Genomic DNA, 25536 nt, shown 5'->3' with positions numbered 1-25536 from the left:
GACGCAGTTCAGCACGTCGACTAGGGGCGCGGCTGCGACAGGTTCCCCGGAGACGGGGATGAAAAGGGAACGGGGTTCAAGACCCCGGCTGCCCCTGCAACTGTAAGCGGCGAGCCATCGCGCCACATGCCATTGGGATCTCACGGTCCTGAGAAGGCGGCGCGAACCGGCATTGACCCGCGAGCCAGGAGACCTGCCCGTCGCGGTCGTCCTTCGCGCGGACAGGGTGTGCCGAGCGGACGGGGGTAAACCCGAGTGACGACATGTCTGGACCGCGTTTGTGCGGGAGATGTGTCGTGCCCGCCGGGTGCGGAATCTCCCAAGCGCGTGGTCCCTTGTCATGGGGTACCCATTGCGATGTTGAAGTCCGTTCTGTTTTCCACTTTCCTTCTCTCGACCGCTGCCTACTCGACGGCCCATGCCGAGGAAGCACCGCAAGAGGCGCCGGCGCCCGATGCCGCCGCTTCCACCAGCACGGTGGCTGACACCGATGCAGGCGGCATTCTGGTGACCGCGACGCGCTTTGCGACGCCGCTCGATCAGGTGCCGGCCTCGGTCACCGTGCTCGACAAGACGGCGATCGACCGCAGCCAGGACATCGGCGTGACCGAACTCCTGCTGCGCACCCCGGGGATCAGTGTGTCGCGCAACGGCGGCTATGGCACGGCGACCTCGCTGCGCATCCGCGGTGCCGAGTCCGACCAGACCGTGGTGGTGATCGACGGGGTCAAGCTCAACGATCCCTCGTCGACCGGCGGCGGCTACAACTTTGCCAACCTGCTGGTCGGTGATGCCTCGCGCATCGAGGTGCTGCGCGGGCCGCAGTCGATCCTCTGGGGCAGCCAGGCGATCGGCGGCGTGGTCAACGTGGTCACTGCCATGCCGACCAAGACGCTCGAAGGCAGCTTCGACCTCGAGGCCGGCTCGCGCGAGACGGTCAGCGCCCGTGCGGCGATCGGCGGCAAGACCGGGCCGCTCGCCTGGCGCATCGGCGGCCAGGCCTTCACCACCGACGGCATCTCGGCGATCTCGCCGGCCTTCGGCGGCAAGGAGGCCGACGGCAATACCAACCGCAACGTCAGCGGCCGGGCCGTGCTCGACTTGGCGCAAGGTATTTCTGTCGACCTGCGCGGTTACTACGCGAAGTCGCGGGTAGAGATCGACAGCACGACTGCGGATTCGCTCGACTACTCGCTCAACAAGGAATTCGTCGGCTACGCGGGCCTGAACTTCGACCTGCTCGACGGACGGTTCCGCAACCGCGTCGCCTATGCCTACACCGATACCGACCGCGACAGCTTCAATCCCACCCGCGCGCGGCCGCAGAGCTTCGATGCGGCCGGAAAGAACCGGCGGTTCGAATATCAGGGCAGCTTCGCCATCGCCGAAGGCTGGACGCTGCTTGCCGGCGCCGAGAACGAGCGCTCGCGCTTCCGCAGCGTCTCGCCGGCAGCCTCGCTGGCGACGCCGGTGCCGGCCCCGACGCGTGGGCAAGTGGAGATCACCAGCGTCTATGGCCAGATCGCGGCCGAGCCGATCGCGGGCCTGACGCTCAACGCCGGCCTGCGCTACGACGATCACGATCGTTATGGCGGCAAGACGCTGTTCGCCGCGGGCGGGGTCTGGCGACTGCCCACGGGCACTCTGCTGCGCGCCAGCTATGGCGAGGGCTTCAAGGCACCGACGCTCTACCAATTGTTCTCCGAATTCGGCAACGCGGCGCTCGATCCCGAACAGGCCAAGGGCTGGGAAGCAGGGGCAGAGCAACGCCTGTTCGACGGCAAGTTGGCCTTCGGCGCCTCCTATTTCGAGCGGAAGACCACGGGCCAGATCATCTTCAACAGCTGCACGGCGGCCTCGACTGTGCCGCTCTGCTTCGTCCCCGGCAGCACGACGACGCGGCGGACCGGTTACTACTCGAACGTCGCGCGCGCGGAGGCTCACGGGATCGAGGCGCAGGGGTCGCTTACGCTTGGCAGGCTCAACCTCGACGGCAATTATAGCTGGACTGTTTCCGACGATCGCTCGGCGGGCACTGCCACCTTCGGCAAGTGGCTGCCGCGGCGGCCGCGTAACGAGGCCAACGGTTCGATCAGCTATGACTGGGCATTCGGCCTCACCACCGGCGCGGCTGTGCGCTGGTCGGGCAAGAGCTATGACAATGCCGCCAATACGACGCTGCTCGCTGCCTATACGCTGGTCGACCTGCGCGCCGAGTACAAGCTGAGCGACGCGGTGCGCTTCTTCGCCCGCGCCGAGAACCTGTTCGACGAGAAGTACATGACCGCCTACCGCTACGGCACGCTCGGCCGCAGCATCTATGCCGGTATAAGAGGACGCTTCTGATGCTCAAGCGCGTGGACGATGGGCCAGCCGTGGTCGCCTGCAACACCTGCCGCTTCTCTGGGGATGCGCGTGAGGATGCGGGCGGCCAACGCGGGGGCACCTTGCTGGTCGCGGCACTGCGGGCGGTGAAGGCATCGGACACGCGCTATGACGGCGTTGCGGTGCAGGAGATGCCGTGCCTCTTCGCCTGCACCGACTTCTGCACGGTCCATCTGCGCGCGCCGGACAAGGTGGGCTATGTCATGGGCCGCTTCACGCCGGATGACGAGGCCGCGCGGGCCATCCTCGACTATGCGGTCCACTACGCCGCCAGCGAGCATGGCCGCGTTCCTTTCAAGCAATGGCCGCAGGGCGTGAAAGGCCATTTCATTACGCGCACGCCGCCGGCCGGCTTCGTGGTGGAGGAATGAGCGTGTTCCCGACCGCGGCGGCGCTCGACGCGGCTTTGAACGAACTGTCGCAGCCGGGGCAGTCGGCCATCGAAATGGCCCGCGCGCGGCAGGGACAGCTGACCAAGCCGCCCGGCTCGCTGGGCCGGCTGGAGGATATCGCGCTGTTCTTCGCGGGCTGGCAAAACCGCGAGCGCCCCCGGATCGACCGCGCGCGCGTAGTCGTCTTCGCCGGCAACCACGGCGTCGCGGCGAAGGGGGTCAGCGCCTATCCGGCCGATGTCACCGCGCAGATGGTGGCGAACTTCGAGGCCGGCGGGGCCGCGATTAATGCGCTGGCGCGGGCGGCCGGGCTCGAGCTCAAGATCGTGGCGCTCGATCTCGATCGGCCGACGGAAGACTTCACCGTCGCCCCGGCGATGACCGAAGCGGACTGCCTCGCTGCGCTGGAGGCAGGCGCGGCCAGCGTCGAGCCCGGCCTCGACCTGCTCGTCGTTGGCGAGATGGGGATCGGCAACACGACGGCGGCGGCGGCGCTTTGCGCGCGCAGCTTCGGCGGCGACGGCAGCGAGTGGGTGGGGCCTGGGACAGGTGTGGACAGCGCTGGCATCGCACGCAAGGTTGCGGTGGTCGACCAGGCGCTAGCCTTCCACCGCGATGGGCCGTTGACCGCCTTCGAGATGCTGCGTCGGGTTGGCGGGCGCGAGATCGCGGGTATCGTCGGCGCGGTGCTTCGCGCGCGGCAATTGCGTATTCCGGTCCTGCTCGACGGCTTCATCACTTGCGCGGCCGTGGCGCCGCTGGCGGCCCAGGCGCCGCGGATAACCGACCATTGCATCGCCGGTCACTGCTCGGCCGAGCCGGGTCACATCCGCCTGCTAGGGCATCTAGGCCTCGATCCGCTTCTCCAGCTCGGCATGCGGCTCGGCGAGGGCAGCGGCGCTGCAGTCGCAGCCAATGTGATCCGCTCGGCCCTGGCGGCCCATGCCGAGATGGCTACTTTCGCCGAAGCCGGCGTTGCGGGCGGCTGATGGCGCCGTTTACTCTCCATCTCCTGCGACATGGCGAGCCCGAACGCCCGGGCCGCCTGATGGGGCGTACCGATTGCCCCTCGAGCGCGGCGGGCATCCAGGACTGTATCGACCGGGCGATGGCACTTGAGGTGGAGGCAATCGTCTGCTCGAACCTCAGCCGCGCACAGGCCGCTGCCGAAGAAATCGGCCACCGCAAGGGCCTGGCGGTGACGATAGATCCGCTCTGGCGCGAGCTCGATTTCGGCGCCTGGGACGGCCTGGCGCCCGAAGAGATCGATCCGGCCGCATTGGCTCGGTTCCAGGCGAACCCCGACGCCAATCCGCCGCCAGACGGCGAGCCATGGTCGCAACTGGTCGCGCGCGTTGGCCGAGCGCTCGATCGCTTGTCGCCGCGGGATACACTGATCGTCACGCACGGCGGCGCCATGCGCGCGGCCTTGGCGCACCTGTGCGATCTGCGAGAACGAAACACCTGGGCCGTCGCCTTGCCCTATGCGGCGCTGCTGACCTTGGAGGTTTGGCTAAGCGATCCGCTGTCGGCGCAAATCACCGGGCTGCGGACGTGAGGGGTCTAGTCATCGCGATCCAGTTCCTGACGCGGCTGCCGACACCGCGAGTGACTGCCGATGACGCCGCTTTCGCTGCCTCGATGCGCTGGTTTCCGGCGGTGGGCCTGATCGTCGGTGCGATTATCGCGGCGGGGGGCTGGGGAGGGGGGCTGCTCGACCCATGGCTGGGTGCGCTCGCGGCTCTGGTGCTCTGGGTGGCCGTGACCGGCGCCCTGCATCTCGACGGTCTGGCAGACTTCGCTGACGCCAGTGGCGCAGCGCACAAGGACCGCGAGCGTCTGCTCGCCGTCCTCGCCGACCCGCATATCGGGAGCTTCGGCGTGGTCGCCATCGTCCTCCAGCTGGTCGCCAAGGCGGTGTTGCTCCATGCTGCGGTCGAGCGAAGCCTGTTTGTGGCGCTCCTGCTCATCCCTTTCACCGCTCGTATCGGAACGCTGGTCTGGACCAAGTGGCTACCCTCGTTGCATCAGGGTCTCGCCGCCCGCTTCGTCTCCGCCGTACGGCCGATCGATCTGGCGTTCTGGGCCACGGTCTTGCTGGTGGCTGCCTGGTTCGTTCCAGCTCTTCTTATAGCACTGCCGCTGTTCCTGTGGTGGGGCTGGCAGGTACGCCGGACGCTCGGCGGCATCTCGGGCGATGGCCATGGCGCCGGGATCGAATTGATCGAGACCGCGCTGCTGCTCGGCGCGGTGATCACGGCGCACCTGGCATGAGCGAATGGACCTATCACGGCGGCCGGCTGAGCGAAGCCAAGGCGCGCTTCGGCGAGAGCGGCGAGCCGTGGCTCGATCTTTCGACGGGCATCAACCCGCATGCCTGGCCGGGTGCATCGGCGATGTCTATCGACTGGCAAGCCTTGCCCGACGTCCAGGCGCTGGCCGATCTGGAATGCGCCGCCGCAGACTATTTCGGTGTCGATTCGGCTTACGTCTGCGCGGTGCCCGGCACCGAAATCGGCCTGCGCCTGCTCGGTGACATGCTGCCGGGCGCTGCGGCCCATGTCGTGCCGTCCTACCGCACCCATGCCGAGATGTTCGGGCAATCGCGGCCGGTGTCGATCAACGAGTTTGCGGGGTGTTCCGAGGCAACCTTGCTGCTCGCCAATCCTAACAACCCCGATGGACGGATCACACCGCGCGCCAACCTGCTGACGCCGCTTGATCGGCTTCAGGAGGGAGCGCGCTGGCTGGTGATCGACGAGGCATTCGCCGATGTCTTACCGGAAGCAAGCCTCGCGGACCACATCGACGACACCCGGCAACTGATCATCATGCGCTCGTTCGGCAAGTTCTTCGGGCTGGCCGGACTACGGCTCGGTTTCGTTCTCGGGCCGCGCAAGATCATCGGCCAGTTCCGCGAGAGGTTGGGCAGTTGGCCGGTCTCCTCGGCGGCGCTCGCGATCGGCCGGGCCGCCTATCGCGACAACGAATGGATCGGGGGCATGCGCTCGCGCCTGCGCGATGAAGCGGCCGCGCTCGATATCATGCTGAAGGGCCATGGCTTGATGCCGATCGGTGACTGCCCGCTGTTTCGTCTGATCGAGACGGACAATGGCGGTGCGCTGTTCGAACGCCTCGCGCGGCGCTCGATCCTGACACGTCCCTTTGCCGATAACCCTCGCTGGCTGAGGCTCGGCCTACCCGCCGACGAGCGAGGGCTTGTCCGTCTCGACCGGGCGCTTGCCCTTGGCTGAGCCGGTCGCACTGCTCGCCCTGGCGGTCGATGCGGTGCTGAGCTGGCCGCGATGGCTTTACCGGCTCGTCGGTCATCCTGTGGGCTTCTTCGCCCGCCTCATCACCCTTTGCGCGCGGTGGTGGAACGAGCCCTCCTCTCCGAAGATACGGCGCCAGGCAGGAGGCGTGGCGACAGTGCTGGTCCTGCTCCTCGTTGCCGGCGGGGGCGGTTGGGCGCTCCAGGCGGTTCTGCTGAACCATGCCGGTTTTTGGGCATGGCCGGCGATCGCGCTACTCGCCGCGCCCGGCCTGGCGCAGCGCAGCCTCTACGATCATGTCGTTCCGGTCGCCGCGGCACTCGAGGCGCAGGACCTGCCGGCGGCGCGCAGAGCCGTCTCGATGATCGTCGGCCGCGACACCGCCATGCTCGACGAAGCTGGCGTCTCGCGCGCCGCGATCGAAAGCCTCGCCGAAAGCTTCTGCGACGGCGTCGCGGCGCCGCTGTTCTGGCTGCTTATGGGCGGGCTTCCCGGCATCTGGCTCTACAAGGCTATCAATACCGCCGACAGTCTGATCGGCCACCGCGAGGCACCCTGGGGTGCGTTCGGCTGGGCCGCGGCGCGCAGCGACGACCTGCTCAATCTCGTGCCGGCGCGTATTGCCGGCTTGCTGATCTGCATCTGCGGCGGAGGAGGCTGGCGTACGCTCTGGCGCGACGCAGGCAAGCATGCCTCGCCGAATGCGGGTTGGCCCGAGGCGGCGATGGCCGGCGCGCTCGACCTGCGCCTGGCCGGCCCTATCGCCTATGACGGCATCATCTCGGAAAAGGCCTGGATCGGCGACGGTCGCGACACGGCTAGTGCAATCGATATCAGGCAAGCGCTGACGATCTACCGCCGCGCATGCCTCGGTCTTTGGATGATAGCTGCGGCGGTGGCGTGGGTCGGCTGACGCCGTTGGGAGGACGGATATGAAATCAAGCCTGTTGGTTCTTGGTGGCGCAAGGTCGGGAAAGAGCGCTTATGCCCAGGCGCGCGCAGAAGCCCTGCATGGCGGTCTGATCTATATCGCCACGGCCCAGGCCTTTGACGCGGAAATGGTCGATCGCATCGCAAGACACCGCGCCGACCGCGGTGCGCGCTGGGCGACGGTCGAGGAACCGCTCGACCTACCGGCCGCGATCGAGGCCAATTCGCGAACGAATAGCGTCGTCCTGGTCGACTGCCTAACCCTCTGGGCGTCAAATCTCTTGCTGGCGGAACACGACCTAGCCGCGGCCATGCAGGCGCTTACGAAGGCTGTAACGGGCCGTCAGGGGGCGGTGATCCTCGTCGCCAACGAGGTGGGCCTCGGGATCGTCCCTGACAATGCGCTTGCCCGCCAGTTTCGCGACTATGCCGGCAGTATCAATCAGGCGGTCGCGGCCGTAGCAGACGAAGTGGTGATGATGTTCGCCGGCCTGCCCATGACGATAAAACCGGCGCCAAGTCCGGTGCACCAGCGATGATCGGTGAAGATCGCTTTTCAAACTCTTGAAAAGCCTGGTGACCCCTACGGGAATCGAACCCGTGTTTCAGCCGTGAGAGGGCTGAAGCTCTGTCTACAGACGAAAACTGGCGGGTTTCAGGATGGCTGAAATCCGCCATTTCTTTGATAGTCAGTCTACCGGGGGCTATCGGGGAACATGGATGTGTATTAGGGAGAAGTTGGGGAAGTTAGAGAAGGAGCCCCAGCCATGGCCCGTACAGTCCGCGACGTTCGCCTAGATAGCCGCACCGTTCGGGAGCGTCTGGAAGCCCGCAAGAAGCCCTACTATCGGGTGATCGAGGCGGGGAAGCACATCGGCTACTACAAGGGGCTACGCACCGGCTCCTGGCTCGCTCGCACCTACGACGGGAAGAAGTATGCCGAGAAGAAGCTGGGCATGGCTGACGACACCCTTGACGCGAATGACATGGATGTCCTGTCATTCTCTCAGGCTCAGGCCGCCGCGCGCAAATGGTTCGATGAACTGGCGCGGGCCGAGCATGGCACACCGGCCGGACCTTACTCGGTTTCCAGTGCCTGCGATGACTATCTCAAGGACTACCAGCACCGTCGCGGAAAGGACGAGTACAATACCAACCTGCGGCTCAACCGGATCAAGGACGCCCTAGGCAAGGTCGAGGTACGCAAGCTAACGGCCACCCAGATCAAGACATGGCACCGCGAGATGGGCGAGGCCGGGCGCCTGACCCGCAGCCAGGCTAAGGATGAGGCCGGCGACCGCAAGCGCATTGCCTTCGACCCGAAAGACACCGAGGCCCAGCGCCGTCGCCTGGCGACCGCCAATCGTATGCTCACCGTCCTCAAGGCCGTGCTGAACCTCGCGTTCAAGAACCAAGAGGAACTGGGCATTTCGATCCCAGCCAAGACAGCGTGGCAGTCGGCCACCCCCACGCGGGCGGTCGATGCGCCGAAGGTGCGCCACTTGACTGATGCGGAGGCCGTGCGGCTTCTCAACGCCTGTCCGGCGGACTTCCGTGACATCGTGGCTGCGGCGCTGCTCACGGGCTGCCGCTACGGCGAGCTGTGCCGGCTGCGGGTTCAGGACTTCGACGGGGCCGCCGCCGCGATCCGGGTGGAGATCAGCAAGTCGGGGAAGGGGCGATCGGTGTCATTGACCGACGAGGGCGTGGCCCATTTCGCTCGGCTGGCAAAAGGGAAGGAGCGCGGCGCACTCCTGCTCGTCCAGGCAAGTGGCGAGGGCTGGGATACCTCCCACCAAATTCGCCGCACTCGCGACGCATGCGTGGCCGCGTCGATTAAGCCGGCGATCAGCTTCCACATCCTTCGGCATACCTACGGCTCGCGCCTGGCTATGCGCGGCGCCCCTATGGGCGTGATCGCTCAGCAACTCGGGCACGCTGACACACGGATGACCGAGCGGCACTATGCCCACCTCGCGCCGTCCTATGTCTCGGATGTCGTGCGCAGCCTGCTCGGCTCGATCGGGGTGCCGGTCCCCGCTAATAACGTCGTCTCCATCACTTGATCTCGTCCCCGCCGGTTCCTTCGCTATCGAGCAAGAGGGGGGGTGGGTCCATGACACACCCTCCCTCTCTCTAGCGGGAATGGGGATGGGGATAGGGAGTAAGGTACTGGAATACATGAATAAAAGTGGATGGACGAGTGGCGCATCCCCCGTCTCGACGGGGACGGTAAGTCATTGAAATCATTGGGTGCCGGCCCGGTCATCCCCATCCCCAAGGGCGGCGATTGCGGTCGCGGGGATGGCTCGACGCTTGATTTAGGGTAGCTGCTCGGTGGAGGGCAAAAACGGATCACCGGCCTCCCGGTAGCCAGTCAGTTGCGATATGCAATTTACTCTCAACCTCTCATTGCGGCGTCCGCGTACATATCGGCATTCGAGCCCCCATCGAGGCTCAGCGGTCGGAGGGGCCATTTCTTGGAGCGCGTTGAAATTCGCCTAGGCCCGCAGGCATCCGCCTCTTGGCGATGCAGCAGTTCAGCCCGGCAACTGGCCTGAACCGGGGTGGCCCTCGAGCGTTGTCGCGCTTCCTCCATCCAAGACATCTGTCACCTCGAAAGCAACAGGCCGCCCGTTCCGGCGGTAAAGATGGCCGCGAACGGTGACCTTTGATCGTTTGAAGTTCACCACCTTGCCCGGTGCAACCATTGCTGGAACGGCTCTACCGCCTTGCGGTTCATGCATCGCGATCCAGCTATCATTGATAAGCTGGAGTTTGCGAACGGTGGCCTTGGACTCGCGTCGATCTCCAGCTTGAATGATGGACTCGACGCCTTGCCGTAGTTCCATTTCCTCAGGAGTGAGTTCGTGATCGTCGGCGGAGCCGAGGCCGCCGTCTTCTGTCGCTAACAAATTACCATCTTCGTCCGCCAGCAACTCGCCATCTTCGGAAACGAGCACCTCTTCACTCTGGTGGAGGGATATTGCGTGGTCTGAGCCCCGACGTTCCTCCACCTAAGAGTAGAGCCGGTGGCCCGATTGATGCCCATGCTTGGGCGTGATGACAACCGGGTTGGGGGTTAACCCCCAACCCGGTTTGCCGACTGATTTGGCTGCCATCTCGGCCGGGGTCATGTTGTCTAGGCTCGAGTGGGGCCGGTGATGGTTGTAATCATGTCGCCAGGCGGCGAGCACCGATCGGGCCTGAGGCAGGCTGGTGAAGATCGTCTCGTTCAAACACTCGTCCCGAAGCCGGGCGTTGAAGCTTTCGATAAACCCGTTCTGCTGCGGCTTGCCCGGCGCGATGTAGTGCCACTCGACGTTGCGTTCCTTCGACCAGCGCAGGATCGCCATGCTGGTCAGTTCGGTGCCATTATCGCTGACGATCATCGCCGGACGTGCCCGCTCGACAATCGCCCAGTCGAGTTCGCGCGCCACGCGCATCCCGGAGATCGAGGTGTCGGCGATGAGCCGGACACACTCGCGGGTGAAGTCGTCGACCACCGCAAAGATACGGAACCGCCGGCCACAGGCGAACGCGTCCGACACGAAGTCGAGCGACCAGCGCTGGTTGCGACCTTGCGGGATCGTCATCGGTGCACGCGTGCCCAGCGCCCGCTTGCGGCCACCGCGGCGACGCACCTGCAGCCGTTCCTCGCGGTACAGCCGGCGGAACTTCTTGTGGTTGATCACGACGCCCTCGCGCCCCAGCAGCCAGTGCAGGCGGCGATAGCCGAACCGCCGACGCTCCGCCGCCAGGCCGCGCATCCGCTCCCGGATCGCACCGTCATCGCCTCGCCGGCTGCGATACCGCACCATCGTCCGGTCCACGCCCAGAACATCACACGCCCGCCGCTGGCTCACCTCAAACACCTGCTCGAGGTGAGCCACCGCTTCCCGCCTGACAGCGGGCGTCACCATTTTTTTGCGGTGATCTCCTTGAGCATCGCGTTGTCCAGCATCGCCTCCGCGAGCAGCTTCTTCAGCTTCGCGTTCTCGTCCTCAAGCTGCCGCAGGCGCTTCGCCTCCGACACCTCCAAGCCGCCAAACTTGGCCTTCCACTTGTAAAAGGTCGCGCTGCTCACCCCGTGACGCCGGCACACGTCCGCCGTCGGCGCCCCGGCCTCCTGCTCCTTCAAGATCGCAATGATCTGCTCTTCGCTGAACCTGCTCCGCTTCATTCCGTCCGACTCCTTCGATGGGCCGGACTCTACTCAAATCTGGAGGAAATCGCGGGGCTCAGACCAGTCAAAGAAGACCGCAAGATTATCCACCACGCCTTGGATAATCTCGAAAAAGCTTGGCAACCTCAGAATCATATTATGGGCGTCGAGGTTGGCGATGTTGCCGAGATAATGTTGCGATGCGCGACCTACCTTGATGCGGTGCGAGACTTGGAATTTGCGATAAGGACTGCAGTAATTAGAGACCCTCAGACTTGGAGCATTCTTACGCGTATTCAAAGAAGCCTTGATCAACTGAAGCCCGATTTGGAGTCACGCGGCGACCTCACAAAGTTCGATCCGGCGTTCGACTATGCTGCATTCGAGCGTCATATTCACAACCAAAATCAGTTGATGAAGCTCATGGTGAAAATCGCTCGCAGATTGCTACCGAACTGAAAAAGCGTCGCTTAATCAGTCGTACCGTTCGATCGGGCAATTGCAACTTCACCCTCTAGACACCGACTCCACAAAAGCCGAGAATCGCAGGACACGCTTGCCCGAGGGAGTCCCGCCCATGGCCGCCGATACGATCCGCAACAACCTTGGTGAATGGGCGAACCAGCCGATCGTCCAAGATCAGGTGATAGCCTATATGGAGCAGCTAGGCGCGCCGGCCCTGCTGCGCGAGATCTATCGGCCGCTCGGCTTGCCCCGGCAGACGGTCAATAGGGTATTGGGCCGCCTGCACGCCAAAGGCGTAGTTACTCGGTGGAAAATCCCGGTCGACAGCCACCGGCCTGATCCAAAGACGAGGACCGCAATGCTCGGCGCTGTGACACGCGAATGCTTTCTATACGAGTTTGCGGACGAGGCTAGCGAATGAGGCGCATTGTATTCGCCGGGCTAGCCGGCTGCTCAGCGATCACGGCGCTCGCGTGGTGGCTGGCCAATAGGCGTATCCAGCTTTGCCGAAACTCGGAAGGCTACGTCTGCGCACTTCGAGCGACAGAGGCCCGAGATAGCATTTTAGTCTGGGGCCTGGCGACGATGCTGCTCGCGGTCTTGGCGAGTGCTGTGGCTTTCCAATATGGCCGTTCCGCTGTCTCACCTGGATCTGTGAATCGCTTTGATCCGCCGCAGTTTGAGCGAGGGATTTCCGTGGCCTTTGACCGCGCCGTCAAAGCACGCATTACCGGAGGTCTGGGCAGCGGAGGAAACCTCATTCGCCGTCGGTGGCTGCTGATCTTTTCGGGCATAGTGCTCTTGGTTGCCGCCGGCTGGCCAATCGTTCGAGCTTGGCAGGAACCGGTTAATGCCCGTGAGGCGGCAGCGGCGGCTTCGGAGGCGGCCCAGTCGGCGACGGATGCTGCAGCGGCGGCGTCAGACGCGGCATATGATAACTATTCTGTCCGCCCTATCGCGGCAGATCCGTCGGTGAGCGGCACAGCGGCCCCCGAGGCCGAACCAACTATGGAACCGGCTGAATTGGAACCGCCTGCCGATGCTGAATAACTATGCCAAGGGCACCGCGGGCTGACGGGAGCGCGCAACGCTGCGTTCTCCGTTCCGAAGCGCACATTCCATTCAGGCGGCACCCTATTCGAAGCGACTCTCGTGATCGCGATCCCGCTCGTCCCAGCGCAGGATGCTCTCCTCGAGTGCCTGGCTTGTAGAACGCGCCCAGTTGCGTACGCGGACATCATCATGCGTCAGCATCACAGCCACAAGCGGCCGGCGACGTACGAAGCGGGCGGAGAAAGGACCCGATCCGCTCCCCGTGAAGAACCGCCTGCCGAAATTTACTAATGTCGGGACCGGGTCTGGGGCCGCGGCGATTAGCGCCAGCGCGAAAGAAGACCACTCGAGTAAGCCGGTCTCCTCCACCTTTCGCGAATATGGCACTAGCTCGGCAAGCATGGGGGCACGATCGGCCGGCGCGTCGAGAACCCATGCGAGCGCGACCGTTTCATCGAACACAATCTTGGCCTGGTCGATATCGTCGTCGTTGCGCACGTGACCACCGAAGAACCGGGCCGCCAGCCCACGACGCGCTTTATGTGCTACAATCTCATCGAGGACGACACGCGGAAACGACTTCATCAGCACGCCACAGAGCGTGTCGTACTCCCGGCTATAATAGCTCTCCGAGCCAGGTTCGCCGCGCAATGCCCGGCAGACCGCTGCAGCGGCCAGGGCGGCGCTTTCGCCGACCAACGAAACCCTTGCGATGGTCGCAATGCCGTGGTCCTCTTTCGTATTCTCTTCAACATAGGTCCTCTGATCGACGAGAAATTTGCGGCCGAGCGCTAGAAGAGCCGGGTCGATGCCGCGCTGGTCGCCGCGATCGCCGAAAATGCGCATGTGGAGAATCTGAAGCGCTGGGAGGACGCCGCCCTCAGCCTCATAGAGTTGGCCCAGAAATTCCGCCAGCGCAGGCCCGGGAATGGGTCTTGTGACGCCACCAGATTGGAGTTGCGAGAAGCTCCACCCTGGAACGGCTCCGTGCCTTAGCCCGCGGATGAATCGCGCCATCGCGATGGCGTCGAGGGGTACGGCAAGCTGCAGCGCGACAAGGTGCTCGGCGAGTAGTGGATCGGTGACCGCCGCGTCGAGCCATACCTCGACGGTAACTCGGTCCCGCCGCGCCGCACCGTCGATGATGCCAGTCAAGACGTCTGGATTCCGCCGATCGCTGTCCGCTGCAGCGAACGCCGCGCACGTCCTTTGCCATAGCTCAGCCGGTTCAGCGCTGGTCCGGGCAAGGCCGCGGGCGAATGCCAAAGCACTGTTCTGACTTTCCCCGGCGATTGCACGCGTCAAGTAGGGCAACGGGTCGGTGCCATTTCGAGCGAGGCATACACCCACGGCTTCCGATAGCTTCCCGACATTGCGCGTTGGGCGCGTCTCAGTCCGGTCGGGACGCCAGTGCCGCCAGGGCTCGCCGATCACGAAGGCATCGAAGCATTCGTCGAGTGTGCGGGGGGCGCAGCTCGTGCTCGAGCGCTCGCACTTCCGCCAGTATGTTGTCGCCGAGCCCGTGGCCGCTGAAGCTCAGGCCATCGACAACTGCGCGCCAGCCTGCGTCCCAATAACCGTGGCCGCGGGCAGCGCGGATCGCTTCAATAGACAGCTCTGGTAAGCCTGCGTCGAGGTGTTCGCGGAAATGGCTGGCGATAATGGCACGCGCTCGCTCCGCTTCCCGGCCGTTAGCGCGAGCGGCACGGCCAGCACGCTCATACGCGGCGCTGAACCAGCTACCATAACCGTCGCCATTGCGTGGCTGCCACTCAGTCAAATGCGCCTTCGCGCCGAACTCAAGATTTAGAGACGAACTGAAATGCCCTGCCTCAAGCATATAATCTAAGGCTTCTAAGCCGAGCGCCGAGACCTTACCGTCGGGATCGTCGAGAAGCCGGTCGATGAAGGCTAGCCGCGTCGCCTGGTCAGCGAGCGTGAATGAGAGGTGTGGCCAGAAGCGCTCGAGAAAATGCTTGGCTGCTTTGCGGTCGTCCCCGGCATCGCCATCGGCAAGCGCAAACGCCAACAGGACCTCCATTGCCCGCGCGAAGAGGACGGATTCGTGCGCGAGATGGACGAGAAGCTCGGGATAATAGCGTCGCCCCTCAGCGTGTGGATCGAGCAGCCGGTCACGATTAGGACCGGCAAGTGATCGTTCGAATGCCGCTAAAGCAGCCTCGGGCGCGCTTGGCGCCAAGTTGATAAAGCCGTGACGAAGCAACTCATCGAGCATGGCGGGCTCGCCGAATAAGCCGTCCTGACCGAGCAGGAGCTGGGCCAGCCGTACCGCTGCCGGCTCGTTGTGAAGCTGTCCGAGACGGCGTGCAAACGAAGCCAACAGGCGGGGCGGCGCAGCGAGGAAGTGACCGAGCAGCGTCGCGGGATCGCTGCGGCGGATGAATGGCGCCGCCAACATATTTGCGAACGGCGGCGGCATTACCGCGCGTTGCGGCCCACGTTGCTGGATCACGCCCCATTCGAGAAAGGTCGCAACATTGCGGAAGAATGTATCGACATTCACGCCAAGGATAGACGCCAGCGCGGTATGCTCGGCCAAATGATCGTCTCCCGCTTCGACATAGAAGGCGTAGACAAGTGCGGCGGCGTCGGCGCAGGCGCGCGCGCTGGGATCGCGTTCCTGGCGGCCGACTTGGAACAGCCGCTCGAGTAGTTCGCCGTCGTTGAGCGTGGACAAGTCTACTCCCTTTTCCACGCCCTCCGCGATCTTCAAGGCAATCCGGGCATTGCCGCCGGAGAACTCGGCCAGGTGGCGGCATTCGGCCTCGCTCAGGGAGGGGACGCGCTGTTTCAGAAGCGATATCAGCACCAGTTTGCTATTTTCTCCGAGCGCGACGAGAAGCCCCGCCGGGTTTTCGCCGCCCATGTCGTAATCGATCGTCAGTACGCTGATGCGGCTGCCGGGGCGGCATGCGATCTCGGCGAGCTGGCTATGGATAGCCACATTGGCATTGTCGACTACGAGGATGGCGTCGGCCCCGGCGAGCATAAGCTCCTCGGCTACGCGTGCGGCGCCTACCTCGAGGTTGCGCCCGGCGTCACCGTATATTGCCTTCGCCTTTGCTAGCGCGCCTTCGCCAAGGCGCTCGTCGAACAATGCTTCAGCAAGCCGTGTCTTGCCCATACCCGACAGGCCCACGAGTCGCACGACACCGCCGGTCTGTCGCAAGGCGGCACGAATGTTCGTAATCGCCGAACTCATGTCGACAAGATCATCGTCGAATGACGCGCGAGCATTGCCATCAACAATGTAGGGTTGGCTTACCGCACCTTTCGCTGACCAATCGCCGTAGGGACGCCATCCGCCCAACGCTCGGCCGTTCTGTCCAAGTAGCCAGATGGCGACGCCGAGATGAAGATTGGCCCAGCGCGCAATTCTGTCGGCGCCATAGAAGTCGAAACGGATTCGTTCGGCGTTGCGGACGTCCTTAGTCGCCGCCACCATTGCATTGAGGCGGTCATCCATTGCTGACTTCGACGGATCGTCGGTCGAGAATATGATGTAGGCGCCGCGCATTCGGGCAAGGTCAGCGAAGATCGGCCTTGGCGGGCCGCCTGGGCGCATTTCCTTGGCAAGTTTGGCGGGGGCCATGGCCTCTGCCTTGCATTGAAAAAATATGTGTCTTCGCGGCAGCCATGTTGCGGGCTTGGGTGCTCCGGTCCAGGCGATTGAGGCATCGACCCCACCGTCGCCCGCCGTTTGATTCCCGCCTACCGCGATCCCGTTGTGGGCAATGTTCCGCTGGTTCGCTTCAGCCAAGAGCAGGTTTTCCAGCAGCTTCCGCAGCTGAGTGTCATTGAGCCCTGAGACGACCTCTTTCGTAACTTCGAACGGTCCCACGTTGCCCCCCTGCGCGCACTTAAACTTGATCCGGCAAGAGCCTTAGATGTTATCGGATTATGGGCAAGGTGAGCTCGATTCAAAGCGATCCCCAATTTCGGCTTCACCACCCGTGCTCGGTGTCGATCGTTACGGGGTTTATGATTGGGTATGTTCGTGCAGGCTGTGTGGCGAGCGAAGAGAGTCACTGCCTGATCCTCTCCACACCGTCCATGCCGATAAAGCGCGTACCCTTGGGCAGCTTGGCAGCCGCCTCGGGGCTGACGCGCTGATTGTCGCCAGCGGGGGCGGGCTGTGGCTGCGACAGACGCTTGGCCCGCCCCCGGCGTGCGAACTCGTCGAAAGCGCCCATGGCAGCCTCGACGGGGTTGCCGCTCTGCTGGAACCGGCGGATGGCTTCTGACCGCATACGGTTCTTCGCGATCGGATCGAGGCCGCCCGTCAACGTCTTATCCTCGTTCAGCGTGCCTAGCCCCCGGCCAGCCAAGACGATATTCAATTGCTGATCGAGATCGGCGAGGTTCTTCCCGGCGACCTGCTTGGGAGCTGCACCCTTGCCCGCGGCGGGCTTGGCCGGTGCGGCATAGCTGGCGTCGTGCGCCAAGGCGAAGTGCCAGCCACCGAGGGGCTTCCCGTTCGGACCCTTGCGCCCGGTTTCGTCTCGAGCCTCGACGACGCGCACGCCGGGGTTGCCTTCCTCGATCAACGCGGCAGCGCGCTCGACCGTGAGGCCGGGCTGCACCGGGAGGTCGTAGCCCTGCACGCCGGGCGTGAGGCCGAGGTGGGTGGAGTTGGCAACGCCGCCGACTTCGCGGTTATGCTCGACCGAGCGCCATCCGCTGTTCATCGTCGCGTTGGGGAAGACCTTCTTGATGGCGTCGAAGCTGGGCGCGGCTCCACCGGCCTTGAAGTTCGCCGTGCCGGTGCGCCCGTCGGTCGCGTAGCGGCTCGCCGCCGCGCTCTGGTCGGAACCGTAGCGGCTCGCGCTCGCGCGGATGTTGGCGACGGGGATATCGGTCGCGTGGTTGCGATCGGCGACGCCCCAGGCCTGCTTCTGCTTGGCGGCCGCATCGGTCGCCGCAATCTCGTCCGCGCGCTCCGGCGTGATGGCGAAGTCCTTGGTGGGAGTATGGCCCTGCGCGACGAGGCCGCGGCGGGCAAGCTCGTCATCCCCGCCGAAGGCGCCATAGGAGCCCATCAGCTTGGTCGGGTCCGCGTCCTTGCCGTTCATCTGGCCGATGGTTGCGATCAGGTTCGCCAGCGACGACGTGGGATCTGGGCGTGCTTCGGGCTCCGGCATGGGCGCGTCGAAGTTCTCGAAGCCGGGGCTAGCGACGGTGGGCGGCGGGGGAGCCGGCGCGCGCGATGCGGCGAAGGCGCGGAACATCTCCGGCAGGCTCGCGCCCGCGGTGTTCTGCGTGTCCTGGCCGGTGGCCTGGCTGCCATAGAGCCGGCCGTGGGCTTCGGCCTCGCGTGTCTGGGCTTCGCGAAGCGCTGCCTCGGTCCGCGCCTTGGCCTGAGCCTGCGCCATGGCCGGGTCGCCGAAGATGGCGCGGGCAACGCTCGTGCTGATCGCTGCAGTCGGGTCTTGGTAATAGAAGTTGGGTTCGCGGGCCATGGAGCGGGCCTCCTGAGGTTGGAGTGGTGTCAGTTGTTGTTGGCGGTGTGGCACCATGCGGGTGCCAACTCGGGGAAGGGCAGAGGCCGCCCGTCGAGGGCGCCGGTTTCCAAAAGAACTTCCTGCAGCCGCCGTGCGACAGAGATGATCGCGTTGAGTGGCGGGTTGTAAGGGTCATAGATGCGGTGGATCGTCGCGGACGGCCGGTCGACCTCGACCGCCTGGCCACAGTGCAGGTCTTGTTGGCGCGGGCCGCTCCGCACCGCGCCAACAAGCTGCTTGCTGGTTATCCGATATAGATCGGGCCGCAGTGTCCGGGGGGCGCCGTGTCGAGCCCGCGTAGCCACGCGTTGAACAGGTTTTCGCCAGGCATCTGACGCACCGAATGAATAAGGTCGGCCATGTGGTTTGCTCCTTGGGTCCGAGGCGGCTGAGGGGTAGTGGAATTGAACACCCGCGCCGCCGAGGGGGTGCTCGTTGAAAGCTCTGTGAAGGGCCGCCGGTTGGGCGCTCAACACCTCGCCCCAAAACAGCGTGGTGAGTGCAGCCGAACAAGCCGGCGCGGGCTTATTCATCCGTCGCGCTGCCTTCGTCAGCGGCGGAAGGGGCGGGGAGGTGGAGGCCCGCGCGACCGCCGCCGATCAATTGGCCGGCTGTCACCAGATTATCGACCGCTGCGAGTATCGCCGCTCGCGAGATGCCGGTGAGTTCCTGCGGCCGGCTCTCGAACAACCCGGCTTTGCCCGATCGCAGTACGATGACGCCGCTCGAATTACAGCGCCGGACCGTGGCCAGAACCCTCATTTCGACTTCGGCCGCCGCATCGGGGCCGTCCAGATCGTCGGGGCCGCCTACCTCGGCATTGAGAGGCACAAGCGTGGAGGTTTCGTCGTCCACGCGGTATTCGTCGCCCTGAAACTTCGGAAGCCAGACATCGCGGTCGGCGAAGTTGTGCTTGCAGGGACCGATGACTACGATGCCGTCGCGGCGCTTCAACATGCAGATGACCATTCGCGCGGCGGCTTTGAAGTCGGAGGAGCCGCGCATGCGGTCGAAAACTTCGGCAAGCGTTCGAGGCGGTTGCTTGCCCTTCCTGATATGATGCACCAACACAACGGCGCAGTTCATGTCAGCCGCAAACTGGGTCAGTTTGTTGCAGAACGGCCGGGCGATGTGGGCCAGGTCTTCATTGTCATCCAAAAAGGAGACCAGGGGATCAAAGACGACAAGGTCTAGGTTGGGCAATTGCCGCAATTGCGCCAGATGATGATCCAGGTCGCGCAGCGGGTCGGGCGACGTGAGATAGCTGCATCTGTCCCATATCTTCGCGTGATCCCGAGCGCGCTGATTGATCCTGGCGGGGCCATCTTCTGCGGATATGAGTGCGCAAACGAGCCGTCCGGGGACTTCGGCACCAAGGACGGTGGTGGGCCGGCCGTTTGCGACCCCTGAAAATGCTGCGATCCATTCATGGACGAGGCTGGACTTGCCTATGCCGCTGTCGCCAACCAGAAAAGTCAGGAAGCCGCGTGGGATGCGTTTGTCGGCGATGAATTCTACATCGCGGTCGCCGTCGGCACGTTCCGATATATCACCGAAGTGGCGATATATTGCGGGGCATCTGCCACTGGCCGACCAGCGTTCTACCGCTCGAGCAATGACATCTTCGTTGAGCGCAACCCGGCAAAGCCATACGTCACGGCTCTCACCGGCGATCGGCAGTAACCCCTCGGTGCCCGGCCCGCCCCAGCTCGCGTAGGGGCCACCCTCCTCGCGCATCCACTCGAAGATCCGTGTCGCGTTCACCGGTTGCGTCTCGGCCTGCAGTACGATTGTCCTGCCGGGCAGCGCTGGCACCTGCAGGCGAACTTCGGGAAACTCACCCAGGCGCTCCGGCGACAGTCCTGCGGCGCCAGCTCGATGCACGAGATGGAAAAAGAGGTCGCCATCCCCGTCGTGCTGAATGAACCCTATCGAGGGGAAGTGTTCGGCCCACGGTGCAATCACGGTTTTGATTTCCGGGATCGCGGCGTTCAGTGCGGCGCAGACTGCATCATCGTTCAGAATGTCCCAGCCGCCGGAACCACATTCGCTGGTGATGTCGTCGCCTTCGGAGCCGTGACCTTCGATCGTGAAATGTAGCCGGGTCCGCCAGCCGTGAAAGTCGTCGTCTTGCGTTCGAAGGGCTGCATGATGTGCATCCTCCTGCGCTTTGCGCTGGCGTTCATCCTCAGCCTGCCGCGCTTCCCATGTAGCTTGGAGGCTAGCTTCCTCAGCTTGGTCGGCATCTCGCTGCGTCCGTGTAGCCTCGATTTCCGCAGCCTGCATTGCGTCGCGTTCAGATGGGGTCTGCCCATCCGCCGGGGCGGCGGTCATCCAGGAGGGCTGGACGAAATCGGCAGGCGAGGTTTCGTGCTCCGCCGGGGCGAAAATATCGCGGGAGGCGTCGCGGATGGCGAAGGGGCTATCTTCGCTCATGCGGCGTGCGCAGCCTTGAGGGGCAAAGCGGAAAGCCAGCGGGCTTGTTCAGTGCGTTCGATGAGGGTGCGGCGGCCAACTTTGCGGGCGACGAGCCGGCCGGCTGCAATCTGCTTGTATAGTTCGGCGCGGCAGATGCTCAGCCGAGTTGCTGCAACCTCGACTGTATCCGCCAGCGGTTCAATTGAAGTATCCATCGTCGCGTGCAGCCCTCTGTGTCCGTTGGTCTCCGATTAGTCGGCCGACAGATCGGAGTAAATCCTGCGGGAAGGGCACTATGTAACCAGCGTAGTGGTCGTAACTAATTCGCTATTGGAATTTAAGGCGCATTTATTTGTTGTGCCCGTTGTTGCGCCCGACACCAACATCTTACCCCATTTTGTAGGAACTGCTCTGATCCTCAAAAAAATTAGTGCGGGAGCCAGATAGTGAGATCGGCGCGGCCGGCCAGGTGGGGCCGGGGGGTGGGGTCGGCACGCGGCGCCAGCCCTAGGGGGGCCGGTCGCCCCGCTTGGCGCCCTGCGGACTAGGGCGCTATGTGGCCTACACAGGGCATGCACCCTTCGATGCGCCCTGGTTCCGGGGGATGCTAGGGGTGATAAGCGCTCGTTACGCCCCGCGGCCGGGCGTTATCGTGATGACAGGCGGCTCTCCGCCCGTCTCGGCCGGCGTTGAAGGAGCCTCCGCGCGCATCGAGCCGCTGCGCGATGCTGCACGGTCGGCGGGGCCGGGCTGCCGGGAAGGGCCTGAAAATAAAGTTTGCCCAACACGTATCGGACAACTGCGTGCGAAATGGTGTCGGTCTCATCGAAAACTCGACAGTCATCCGATGAATTCCGAAGTATCGGGTGCGGTCTGGCGAGCGCTCGGAGGCGTGGGGATTGCCCGATCCTGCAAATTGCCTGAGGTTTCTTCTCGCCCAATGCCGGGCGCGGGAGTTATGTGATGAAAAATACTATCAAGCGCGACAACACGGATTTCCGTAAGAGCGCCACCTCCCCTCTGGTGCGCTTAAACGATATGGCGCGAACGCTTTGGGAGGCGGTAAAGATCGAAGCGGATCGCCCTCTGCTACTTCCTCTAATCGGCGACCTCGCCGCAGACGTTCGCAACCTAGGCGCCTATCGAGCCGAAGCGACAGAGGATATGGTTGTCATGGCGGATGGCTCGGCCATCTCGCTCTGTCTCATGCCAGAAGTGCTGCGCTTTATAGCGGTAGAAGAAGGCATCCGGGGGAAATGCTGGATCCTCGCTGATGATGCTGTTCGTGCTGACGGCAGGGCGAGCGCGATTGCCGACATGATGGCTCTAGCGTCCGGCGAGACCACTTCCCTACTGCGGGATGCGGCGCGCGCTTGGCTTCGCCAGGAATGCGCCATTGCCGTTGTCGACTAGATTGGCATTGGCTTGGCCGGGCCTGCTTGGGGGCCAGAGGCGGGAGCCACATAATAGGGAGAATTTGAGGGAAGCTGCCGTCACCATCAAATCATGTCACCCTAAGTGACTGATTTTATTGGTGACCCCTACGGGAATCGAACCCGTGTTTCAGCCGTGAGAGGGCCGCGTCCTGACCGCTAGACGAAGGGGCCTTAGTGCCGACACCGACCTATCGCCTTGGCTCTATGTGAGCAAGAAGATGGTGACCCCTACGGGAATCGAACCCGTGTTTCAGCCGTGAAAGGGCCGCGTCCTAACCGCTAGACGAAGGGGCCGTGCCGGCTAGTGCCGACGGCAGGCCGCGCACTTAGGGAAGGGTTTCCCGGGGGGTCAAGCCCTCTATCGGGATAAATCAGTCGGCCCAGGCGGCGTCGTCGAGATGAAGCTCGGCCTGGGGCCGGCTGCCCCAGTCGTCGATCCGTGCGCGACCGGCGAGCCAGAGGCGGCGGCCCTGCGATCCGTGCAGTAGGGCCTGGCCCATCGCGCTCTCGGCGGCGCGGAAAGCTATGGCCTTGAAGCTGGCGCCGTCGTCGCCGCGTGCGATCAGGCGGACGTGGTCGGTTCCGACAAGGTCCGCCTTGACCAGCCGCACGGGCCCCACGGCAACGCGCGGGCCGGGCCAGCCCATGCCATAGGGGCCGGCGCTGTCGAGCGTTTCCACCAGCGCGGGGGTAAGCCCTCCTGGCGCTATGGCGAGATCAAGCAGCATGGCCTGCGCGGTCATCGCCGCAGAAACCGTGGCACCCAGCCTGGCGTCGAGCCATTCGGCCAGCGCATCGACCTTGTCGGGCGCGATGGTGAGACCCGCAGCCATGGCGTGTCCGCCGCCCGCGACGAGAAGATCAGCCTCGCGCGCCGCGATGATCGCCGCGCCGAGATCTACGCCGCTAATCGAGCGGCCCGATCCCTTGCCGTTGCCGGCCTCGTCGGCGTCGAGCGCGATGACCAGAACGGGCTTGCCGGTCTTTTCCTTGATCCGGCCGGCGACGATGCCGATCACGCCCGGATGCCAGCCGCGCCCGGCGAGCACGATGACCGCACGGTTGTGTTGCGCGGCGATCAGCGCCTCGGCCGCGGCCTGGACCTCGCCTTCGATCGCGCGGCGTTCTTCGTTCAGGCGCGAGAGCTGGGCGGCGATGTCGCTCGCTTCCTCGGGGTCGTTGCTGGTCAGAAGCCGCACGCCGAGCGTCGATTCGCCGACACGGCCGCCGGCGTTGATGCGGGGGCCGAGCGCGAAGCCGAGGTCGGTGCAGCTCGGCGGGCGGCTCAGCCGGCTCGCGTCGATCAGCGCCGCCATGCCGATGTTCTCGCGCTTGGCCATGACCTTGAGGCCCTGCGCCACGAGTGCGCGGTTGAGGCCATGCAGCGCGGCGACATCGGCGACGGTGCCGAGCGCGACCAGGTCGAGCAGTGAAAACAGGTCGGGCTCCGGCCGCTCGGCAAAGAAGCCCTGCTGGCGCAGCGCCCGAACGGTTGCGACGGCGACGAGGAAGGCGACGCCGACCGCGGCAAGATGCCCGTGTGCGGCGCCGGTCTCGCCTTCATCGAGCCGGTTGGGATTGACCAGTGCGGCGGCGACGGGAAGTTCGGCCGAACACTTGTGGTGATCGACGACGATCACGTCGGCACCCGCGGCATGGGCCATGGCCAGCGCCTCGTGTGCCATGGCGCCGCAGTCGACCGTGACGATCAGGCTGCTTCCCTCGCCCGATATGCGCACCAGCGCCTCGCCCGAGGGGCCGTAGCCTTCGAGCAGGCGGTCGGGGATGTAGTAGCGCGCGTCGTGGCCGAGCATGCGTAGCAGGCGGATGAACAAAGCCGCGCTGGTCGCGCCGTCGACGTCATAGTCGCCGTAGATCGTCACCGTCTCGCCGGTGAGCACGGCCTGGGCGATACGCTCTGCGGCGGCGTCCATGTCGCGGAAGTGCGAAGGGTCGGGCAGGAAGGCGCGCAGCGACGGCGCGCGCTGGCGCTCGACATCGTGGCTCGGCACGCCGCGGGCTAGGAGGAGCTGGGTGACGATATCGGCTTCGAGGCCGGCAACGCCTTCGACCAGGTCCATGTTGCCGCCGCGCCAGCGCCAGGCCTTGCCGCCGAGCGAGGATTCGATGCCGAAGAGGGATGCCGGTTGCGAAGCCATGCGCGGGGCTAACCTATCCGCTTCCGACCGGAAAGACTTGATACCCGTATTTATTGGGAATTCTTTTGTCGAATGAGGCGCTATGCAGGGCGCGAGCAGAGGGAGGAATTGGGCATGCGTTCGAAGATTGTCGCAGCTGTTGTTCTTGCTAGTGGCGGTGCTGTTATTGCCTTGCCGCTGATCGCGCAGACCGGGCCGGGCGCCCCCGTCGCGCGCTATGACATGCGCGCCGGTACCGTCTCCGGCATGGCCGGGATGGGCGGCGGCATGGGCGGCGCCATGAGCATGATGATGGGCGGCGGCCGCAGCAACAATGTCCAGCACGAGCTTTATCTGCGCCTCGGTTCGACCCAGGCGCCGCCCAAGGGCGCGGCCAAGGCTGACCATTTCCCCCCGCCGGCAGCCAAGCTCGGCAAGTCGGTCGCGCTCACCACGCCGCGCGAGGAGCGCGGCACGGAGGAACTGCCACAGCGTCCCAAAGGGCGCATGCTGATCTACTGGGGCTGCGGCGAGCACGCGCCCAAAGGACAGCCGGTGGTGATAGACTTCGCGCGGGTCGCCGCCGGTCAGATGCCGCCGGGGTTGTGGACTTCGACGATCATCCGCGACTGGGGCCCGAACCTGCAGAACAGCCGCACGTTCGGCCGCTGGCCGTCGGAGGACGGCAAGTACGTCAAGCCGGACACGATGCTGCCAGGCCCGCACCGCGTAGCCAGCAACTATGCGCCCGAGATGAATTTCACGCTGACCAAGGACTTCATGGCAGCGCTGCGGGTCAATACTTCTAGCCTCCCGAGCGGCGCCTCGATGGCGCGCTGGAGCGGCATTCCCGAGGCGACCGGCTATCTCGCCGGCCTGTTCGGCGGGAAGATGGGGCCGGGCGGCGAGATGGGCGACATGGTCATGTGGTCGAGCAGCGCCACGCGCCAATTCGGCGGGGGCCTGACCGACTGGCTCTCGCCGGGCCAAGCTGCAACGCTGGTGCGTGATCGCACGCTGCTGGCGCCGACGGCGACGAGCTGCACGATTCCCGCGGAAGTCATCCGCGACGCCGGCGACTTCCGCGTCGGCACGCTCACCGCTTTCGGGCCCGAGGAGGACTTCTCCTACCCGCCGCGGCCTGCCACCGGTCCTTGGAAGCTCGAATGGACCGCGCGCATCCGCCATCGCTCGACCACGAGCTGGATGTCGGCACCCGGCATGGGCGGCATGGGCATGGGCGGCGCCAGCGAAGGCGAGGACCGCGGCTCGGGCAATTCCGGCCGCCAGAACTGCCGTCCGCGCGGCGGCCTCGGCGGCATGCTGGGTGGTGCCCTGGGCGGCGGAGGCGGTTGCTGAG

General features: G+C 64.7%; 23 protein-coding genes, 2 tRNA genes and 1 riboswitch. Of the genes, 14 read left to right on the top strand and 11 right to left on the bottom strand.

What is annotated here, in order from left to right:
* Positions 1-22 precede the first annotated feature (22 nt).
* Positions 23-216: riboswitch (cobalamin riboswitch) on the top strand.
* Positions 217-357: 141 nt separating this feature from the next.
* The 9 genes from KRR38_RS07145 to KRR38_RS07105 all read left to right on the top strand — a co-directional run bounded on the left by KRR38_RS07145 (position 358) and on the right by KRR38_RS07105 (position 9045).
* Positions 358-2346: a TonB-dependent siderophore receptor gene (locus KRR38_RS07145; RefSeq protein ID WP_217400008.1), complete on the top strand. Its 1989-nt coding sequence runs from the start codon at positions 358-360 to the stop codon at positions 2344-2346.
* On the top strand, positions 2346-2756 hold the full coding sequence (locus KRR38_RS07140) for a DUF1636 domain-containing protein (protein WP_217400006.1): 411 nt from the start codon (positions 2346-2348) through the stop codon (positions 2754-2756). Before KRR38_RS07145 ends, KRR38_RS07140 begins: the two co-directional genes overlap by 1 nt.
* Positions 2753-3766, top strand: a complete 1014-nt coding sequence (cobT, locus tag KRR38_RS07135) for a nicotinate-nucleotide--dimethylbenzimidazole phosphoribosyltransferase (RefSeq protein ID WP_217400004.1) — start codon at positions 2753-2755, stop codon at positions 3764-3766. Before KRR38_RS07140 ends, cobT begins: the two co-directional genes overlap by 4 nt.
* Positions 3766-4335 carry a histidine phosphatase family protein gene (locus KRR38_RS07130; protein ID WP_217400002.1) on the top strand — a complete coding sequence of 190 codons (570 nt, stop codon included), beginning with the start codon at positions 3766-3768 and terminating at the stop codon, positions 4333-4335. The genes cobT and KRR38_RS07130 overlap by 1 nt, the downstream gene beginning before the upstream one ends.
* A complete protein-coding gene (locus KRR38_RS07125) occupies positions 4332-5051 on the top strand; it encodes an adenosylcobinamide-GDP ribazoletransferase (RefSeq protein ID WP_217400000.1) in 720 nt (239 codons plus the stop codon). The genes KRR38_RS07130 and KRR38_RS07125 overlap by 4 nt, the downstream gene beginning before the upstream one ends.
* Positions 5048-6031: a threonine-phosphate decarboxylase gene (locus tag KRR38_RS07120; protein ID WP_217399997.1), complete on the top strand. Its 984-nt coding sequence runs from the start codon at positions 5048-5050 to the stop codon at positions 6029-6031. The genes KRR38_RS07125 and KRR38_RS07120 overlap by 4 nt, the downstream gene beginning before the upstream one ends.
* Positions 6024-6962, top strand: a complete 939-nt coding sequence (gene cbiB / locus KRR38_RS07115; protein ID WP_217399994.1) for an adenosylcobinamide-phosphate synthase CbiB — start codon at positions 6024-6026, stop codon at positions 6960-6962. The genes KRR38_RS07120 and cbiB overlap by 8 nt, the downstream gene beginning before the upstream one ends.
* Positions 6963-6981: 19 nt before the next feature.
* Positions 6982-7518, top strand: coding sequence for a bifunctional adenosylcobinamide kinase/adenosylcobinamide-phosphate guanylyltransferase (gene cobU / locus KRR38_RS07110; RefSeq protein WP_217399991.1), 537 nt, complete (start codon positions 6982-6984; stop codon positions 7516-7518).
* A gap of 228 nt (positions 7519-7746) precedes the next feature.
* Positions 7747-9045: a site-specific integrase gene (locus KRR38_RS07105; protein ID WP_217399988.1), complete on the top strand. Its 1299-nt coding sequence runs from the start codon at positions 7747-7749 to the stop codon at positions 9043-9045.
* A gap of 474 nt (positions 9046-9519) precedes the next feature.
* On the opposite strand, the gene KRR38_RS07100 is transcribed toward KRR38_RS07105, so the two are convergent.
* Together KRR38_RS07100 and KRR38_RS07095 are read right to left on the bottom strand one after the other, a co-directional pair.
* The gene (locus tag KRR38_RS07100) at positions 9520-9942 is read right to left on the bottom strand and encodes a hypothetical protein (RefSeq protein WP_217399985.1); all 423 of its coding nucleotides are present in this window, start codon (positions 9940-9942) and stop codon (positions 9520-9522) included.
* Between the two features lie 54 nt (positions 9943-9996).
* A protein-coding gene (locus tag KRR38_RS07095) for an IS3 family transposase (RefSeq protein ID WP_375293412.1) occupies positions 9997-11162 on the bottom strand; the annotation gives its coding sequence in 2 pieces (ribosomal slippage) (positions 9997-10910 and positions 10910-11162; 1167 coding nt in all).
* Positions 11163-11261: 99 nt separating this feature from the next.
* Between KRR38_RS07095 and KRR38_RS07090 the strand changes: the two genes are divergently transcribed.
* The 3 genes from KRR38_RS07090 to KRR38_RS07080 all read left to right on the top strand — a co-directional run bounded on the left by KRR38_RS07090 (position 11262) and on the right by KRR38_RS07080 (position 12659).
* A complete protein-coding gene (locus KRR38_RS07090) occupies positions 11262-11603 on the top strand; it encodes a hypothetical protein (RefSeq protein WP_217399982.1) in 342 nt (113 codons plus the stop codon).
* Between the two features lie 118 nt (positions 11604-11721).
* Positions 11722-12030 carry a MarR family transcriptional regulator gene (locus KRR38_RS07085; protein WP_217399980.1) on the top strand — a complete coding sequence of 103 codons (309 nt, stop codon included), beginning with the start codon at positions 11722-11724 and terminating at the stop codon, positions 12028-12030.
* Positions 12027-12659, top strand: a complete 633-nt coding sequence (locus tag KRR38_RS07080) for a hypothetical protein (RefSeq protein WP_217399978.1) — start codon at positions 12027-12029, stop codon at positions 12657-12659. The genes KRR38_RS07085 and KRR38_RS07080 overlap by 4 nt, the downstream gene beginning before the upstream one ends.
* Before the next feature lie 84 nt (positions 12660-12743).
* On the opposite strand, the gene KRR38_RS07075 is transcribed toward KRR38_RS07080, so the two are convergent.
* The 6 genes from KRR38_RS07075 to KRR38_RS07050 all read right to left on the bottom strand — a co-directional run bounded on the left by KRR38_RS07075 (position 12744) and on the right by KRR38_RS07050 (position 20817).
* On the bottom strand, positions 12744-13817 hold the full coding sequence (locus KRR38_RS07075; protein WP_217399976.1) for a hypothetical protein: 1074 nt from the start codon (positions 13815-13817) through the stop codon (positions 12744-12746).
* A gap of 235 nt (positions 13818-14052) precedes the next feature.
* On the bottom strand, positions 14053-16524 hold the full coding sequence (locus KRR38_RS07070) for an ATP-binding protein (RefSeq protein ID WP_217399974.1): 2472 nt from the start codon (positions 16522-16524) through the stop codon (positions 14053-14055).
* 184 nt (positions 16525-16708) lie between these two features.
* Positions 16709-18142, bottom strand: coding sequence for a D-Ala-D-Ala carboxypeptidase family metallohydrolase (locus KRR38_RS07065; RefSeq protein WP_217399972.1), 1434 nt, complete (start codon positions 18140-18142; stop codon positions 16709-16711).
* Between the two features lie 29 nt (positions 18143-18171).
* Positions 18172-18489, bottom strand: coding sequence for a hypothetical protein (locus KRR38_RS07060; protein ID WP_217399970.1), 318 nt, complete (start codon positions 18487-18489; stop codon positions 18172-18174).
* A gap of 220 nt (positions 18490-18709) precedes the next feature.
* Positions 18710-20620 carry an AAA family ATPase gene (locus KRR38_RS07055; RefSeq protein WP_217399968.1) on the bottom strand — a complete coding sequence of 637 codons (1911 nt, stop codon included), beginning with the start codon at positions 20618-20620 and terminating at the stop codon, positions 18710-18712.
* Positions 20617-20817, bottom strand: coding sequence for a helix-turn-helix domain-containing protein (locus KRR38_RS07050; RefSeq protein ID WP_217399966.1), 201 nt, complete (start codon positions 20815-20817; stop codon positions 20617-20619). The genes KRR38_RS07055 and KRR38_RS07050 overlap by 4 nt, the downstream gene beginning before the upstream one ends.
* A 748-nt stretch (positions 20818-21565) precedes the next feature.
* Between KRR38_RS07050 and KRR38_RS07045 the strand changes: the two genes are divergently transcribed.
* Positions 21566-22015, top strand: coding sequence for a hypothetical protein (locus KRR38_RS07045; RefSeq protein WP_217399964.1), 450 nt, complete (start codon positions 21566-21568; stop codon positions 22013-22015).
* A 119-nt stretch (positions 22016-22134) separates the two neighbouring features.
* Here the strand turns inward: KRR38_RS07045 and KRR38_RS07040 are convergent.
* The 3 genes from KRR38_RS07040 to recJ all read right to left on the bottom strand — a co-directional run bounded on the left by KRR38_RS07040 (position 22135) and on the right by recJ (position 24197).
* Positions 22135-22209, bottom strand: a tRNA-Glu gene (locus tag KRR38_RS07040).
* Positions 22210-22257: 48 nt separating this feature from the next.
* A tRNA-Glu gene (locus tag KRR38_RS07035) sits at positions 22258-22332 on the bottom strand.
* A gap of 77 nt (positions 22333-22409) precedes the next feature.
* The gene (gene recJ / locus KRR38_RS07030; RefSeq protein WP_217399962.1) at positions 22410-24197 is read right to left on the bottom strand and encodes a single-stranded-DNA-specific exonuclease RecJ; all 1788 of its coding nucleotides are present in this window, start codon (positions 24195-24197) and stop codon (positions 22410-22412) included.
* Positions 24198-24311: 114 nt separating this feature from the next.
* Here recJ and KRR38_RS07025 point away from each other — a divergent pair, with 114 nt between their 5' ends.
* The gene (locus tag KRR38_RS07025; RefSeq protein WP_217399960.1) at positions 24312-25535 is read left to right on the top strand and encodes a hypothetical protein; all 1224 of its coding nucleotides are present in this window, start codon (positions 24312-24314) and stop codon (positions 25533-25535) included.
* The last annotated feature ends 1 nt before the right edge of the window (position 25536 follow it).

The organism is Novosphingobium sp. G106, from assembly GCF_019075875.1.
Classification (GTDB): domain Bacteria; phylum Pseudomonadota; class Alphaproteobacteria; order Sphingomonadales; family Sphingomonadaceae; genus Novosphingobium.
The sequence above is the reverse complement of the archived record's forward strand: the minus strand, read 5'-3'. Positions and strand labels throughout refer to the sequence as shown.

Excerpts from the sequence above, each read along its gene's own strand:
- KRR38_RS07145 (WP_217400008.1), top strand. The coding sequence starts at position 358 with ATGTTGAAGTCCGTTCTGTTTTCCACTTTCCTTCTCTCGACCGCTGCC.
- KRR38_RS07140 (WP_217400006.1), top strand. The coding sequence starts at position 2,346 with ATGCTCAAGCGCGTGGACGATGGGCCAGCCGTGGTCGCCTGCAACACC.
- cobT (WP_217400004.1), top strand. The coding sequence starts at position 2,753 with ATGAGCGTGTTCCCGACCGCGGCGGCGCTCGACGCGGCTTTGAACGAA.
- KRR38_RS07130 (WP_217400002.1), top strand. The coding sequence starts at position 3,766 with ATGGCGCCGTTTACTCTCCATCTCCTGCGACATGGCGAGCCCGAACGC.
- KRR38_RS07120 (WP_217399997.1), top strand. The coding sequence starts at position 5,048 with ATGAGCGAATGGACCTATCACGGCGGCCGGCTGAGCGAAGCCAAGGCG.
- cobU (WP_217399991.1), top strand. The coding sequence starts at position 6,982 with ATGAAATCAAGCCTGTTGGTTCTTGGTGGCGCAAGGTCGGGAAAGAGC.
- KRR38_RS07105 (WP_217399988.1), top strand. The coding sequence starts at position 7,747 with ATGGCCCGTACAGTCCGCGACGTTCGCCTAGATAGCCGCACCGTTCGG.
- KRR38_RS07085 (WP_217399980.1), top strand. The coding sequence starts at position 11,722 with ATGGCCGCCGATACGATCCGCAACAACCTTGGTGAATGGGCGAACCAG.
- KRR38_RS07080 (WP_217399978.1), top strand. The coding sequence starts at position 12,027 with ATGAGGCGCATTGTATTCGCCGGGCTAGCCGGCTGCTCAGCGATCACG.
- KRR38_RS07065 (WP_217399972.1), bottom strand. The coding sequence starts at position 18,142 with ATGGCCCGCGAACCCAACTTCTATTACCAAGACCCGACTGCAGCGATC.
- KRR38_RS07055 (WP_217399968.1), bottom strand. The coding sequence starts at position 20,620 with ATGAGCGAAGATAGCCCCTTCGCCATCCGCGACGCCTCCCGCGATATT.
- KRR38_RS07050 (WP_217399966.1), bottom strand. The coding sequence starts at position 20,817 with ATGGATACTTCAATTGAACCGCTGGCGGATACAGTCGAGGTTGCAGCA.
- KRR38_RS07045 (WP_217399964.1), top strand. The coding sequence starts at position 21,566 with ATGAAAAATACTATCAAGCGCGACAACACGGATTTCCGTAAGAGCGCC.
- recJ (WP_217399962.1), bottom strand. The coding sequence starts at position 24,197 with ATGGCTTCGCAACCGGCATCCCTCTTCGGCATCGAATCCTCGCTCGGC.
- KRR38_RS07025 (WP_217399960.1), top strand. The coding sequence starts at position 24,312 with ATGCGTTCGAAGATTGTCGCAGCTGTTGTTCTTGCTAGTGGCGGTGCT.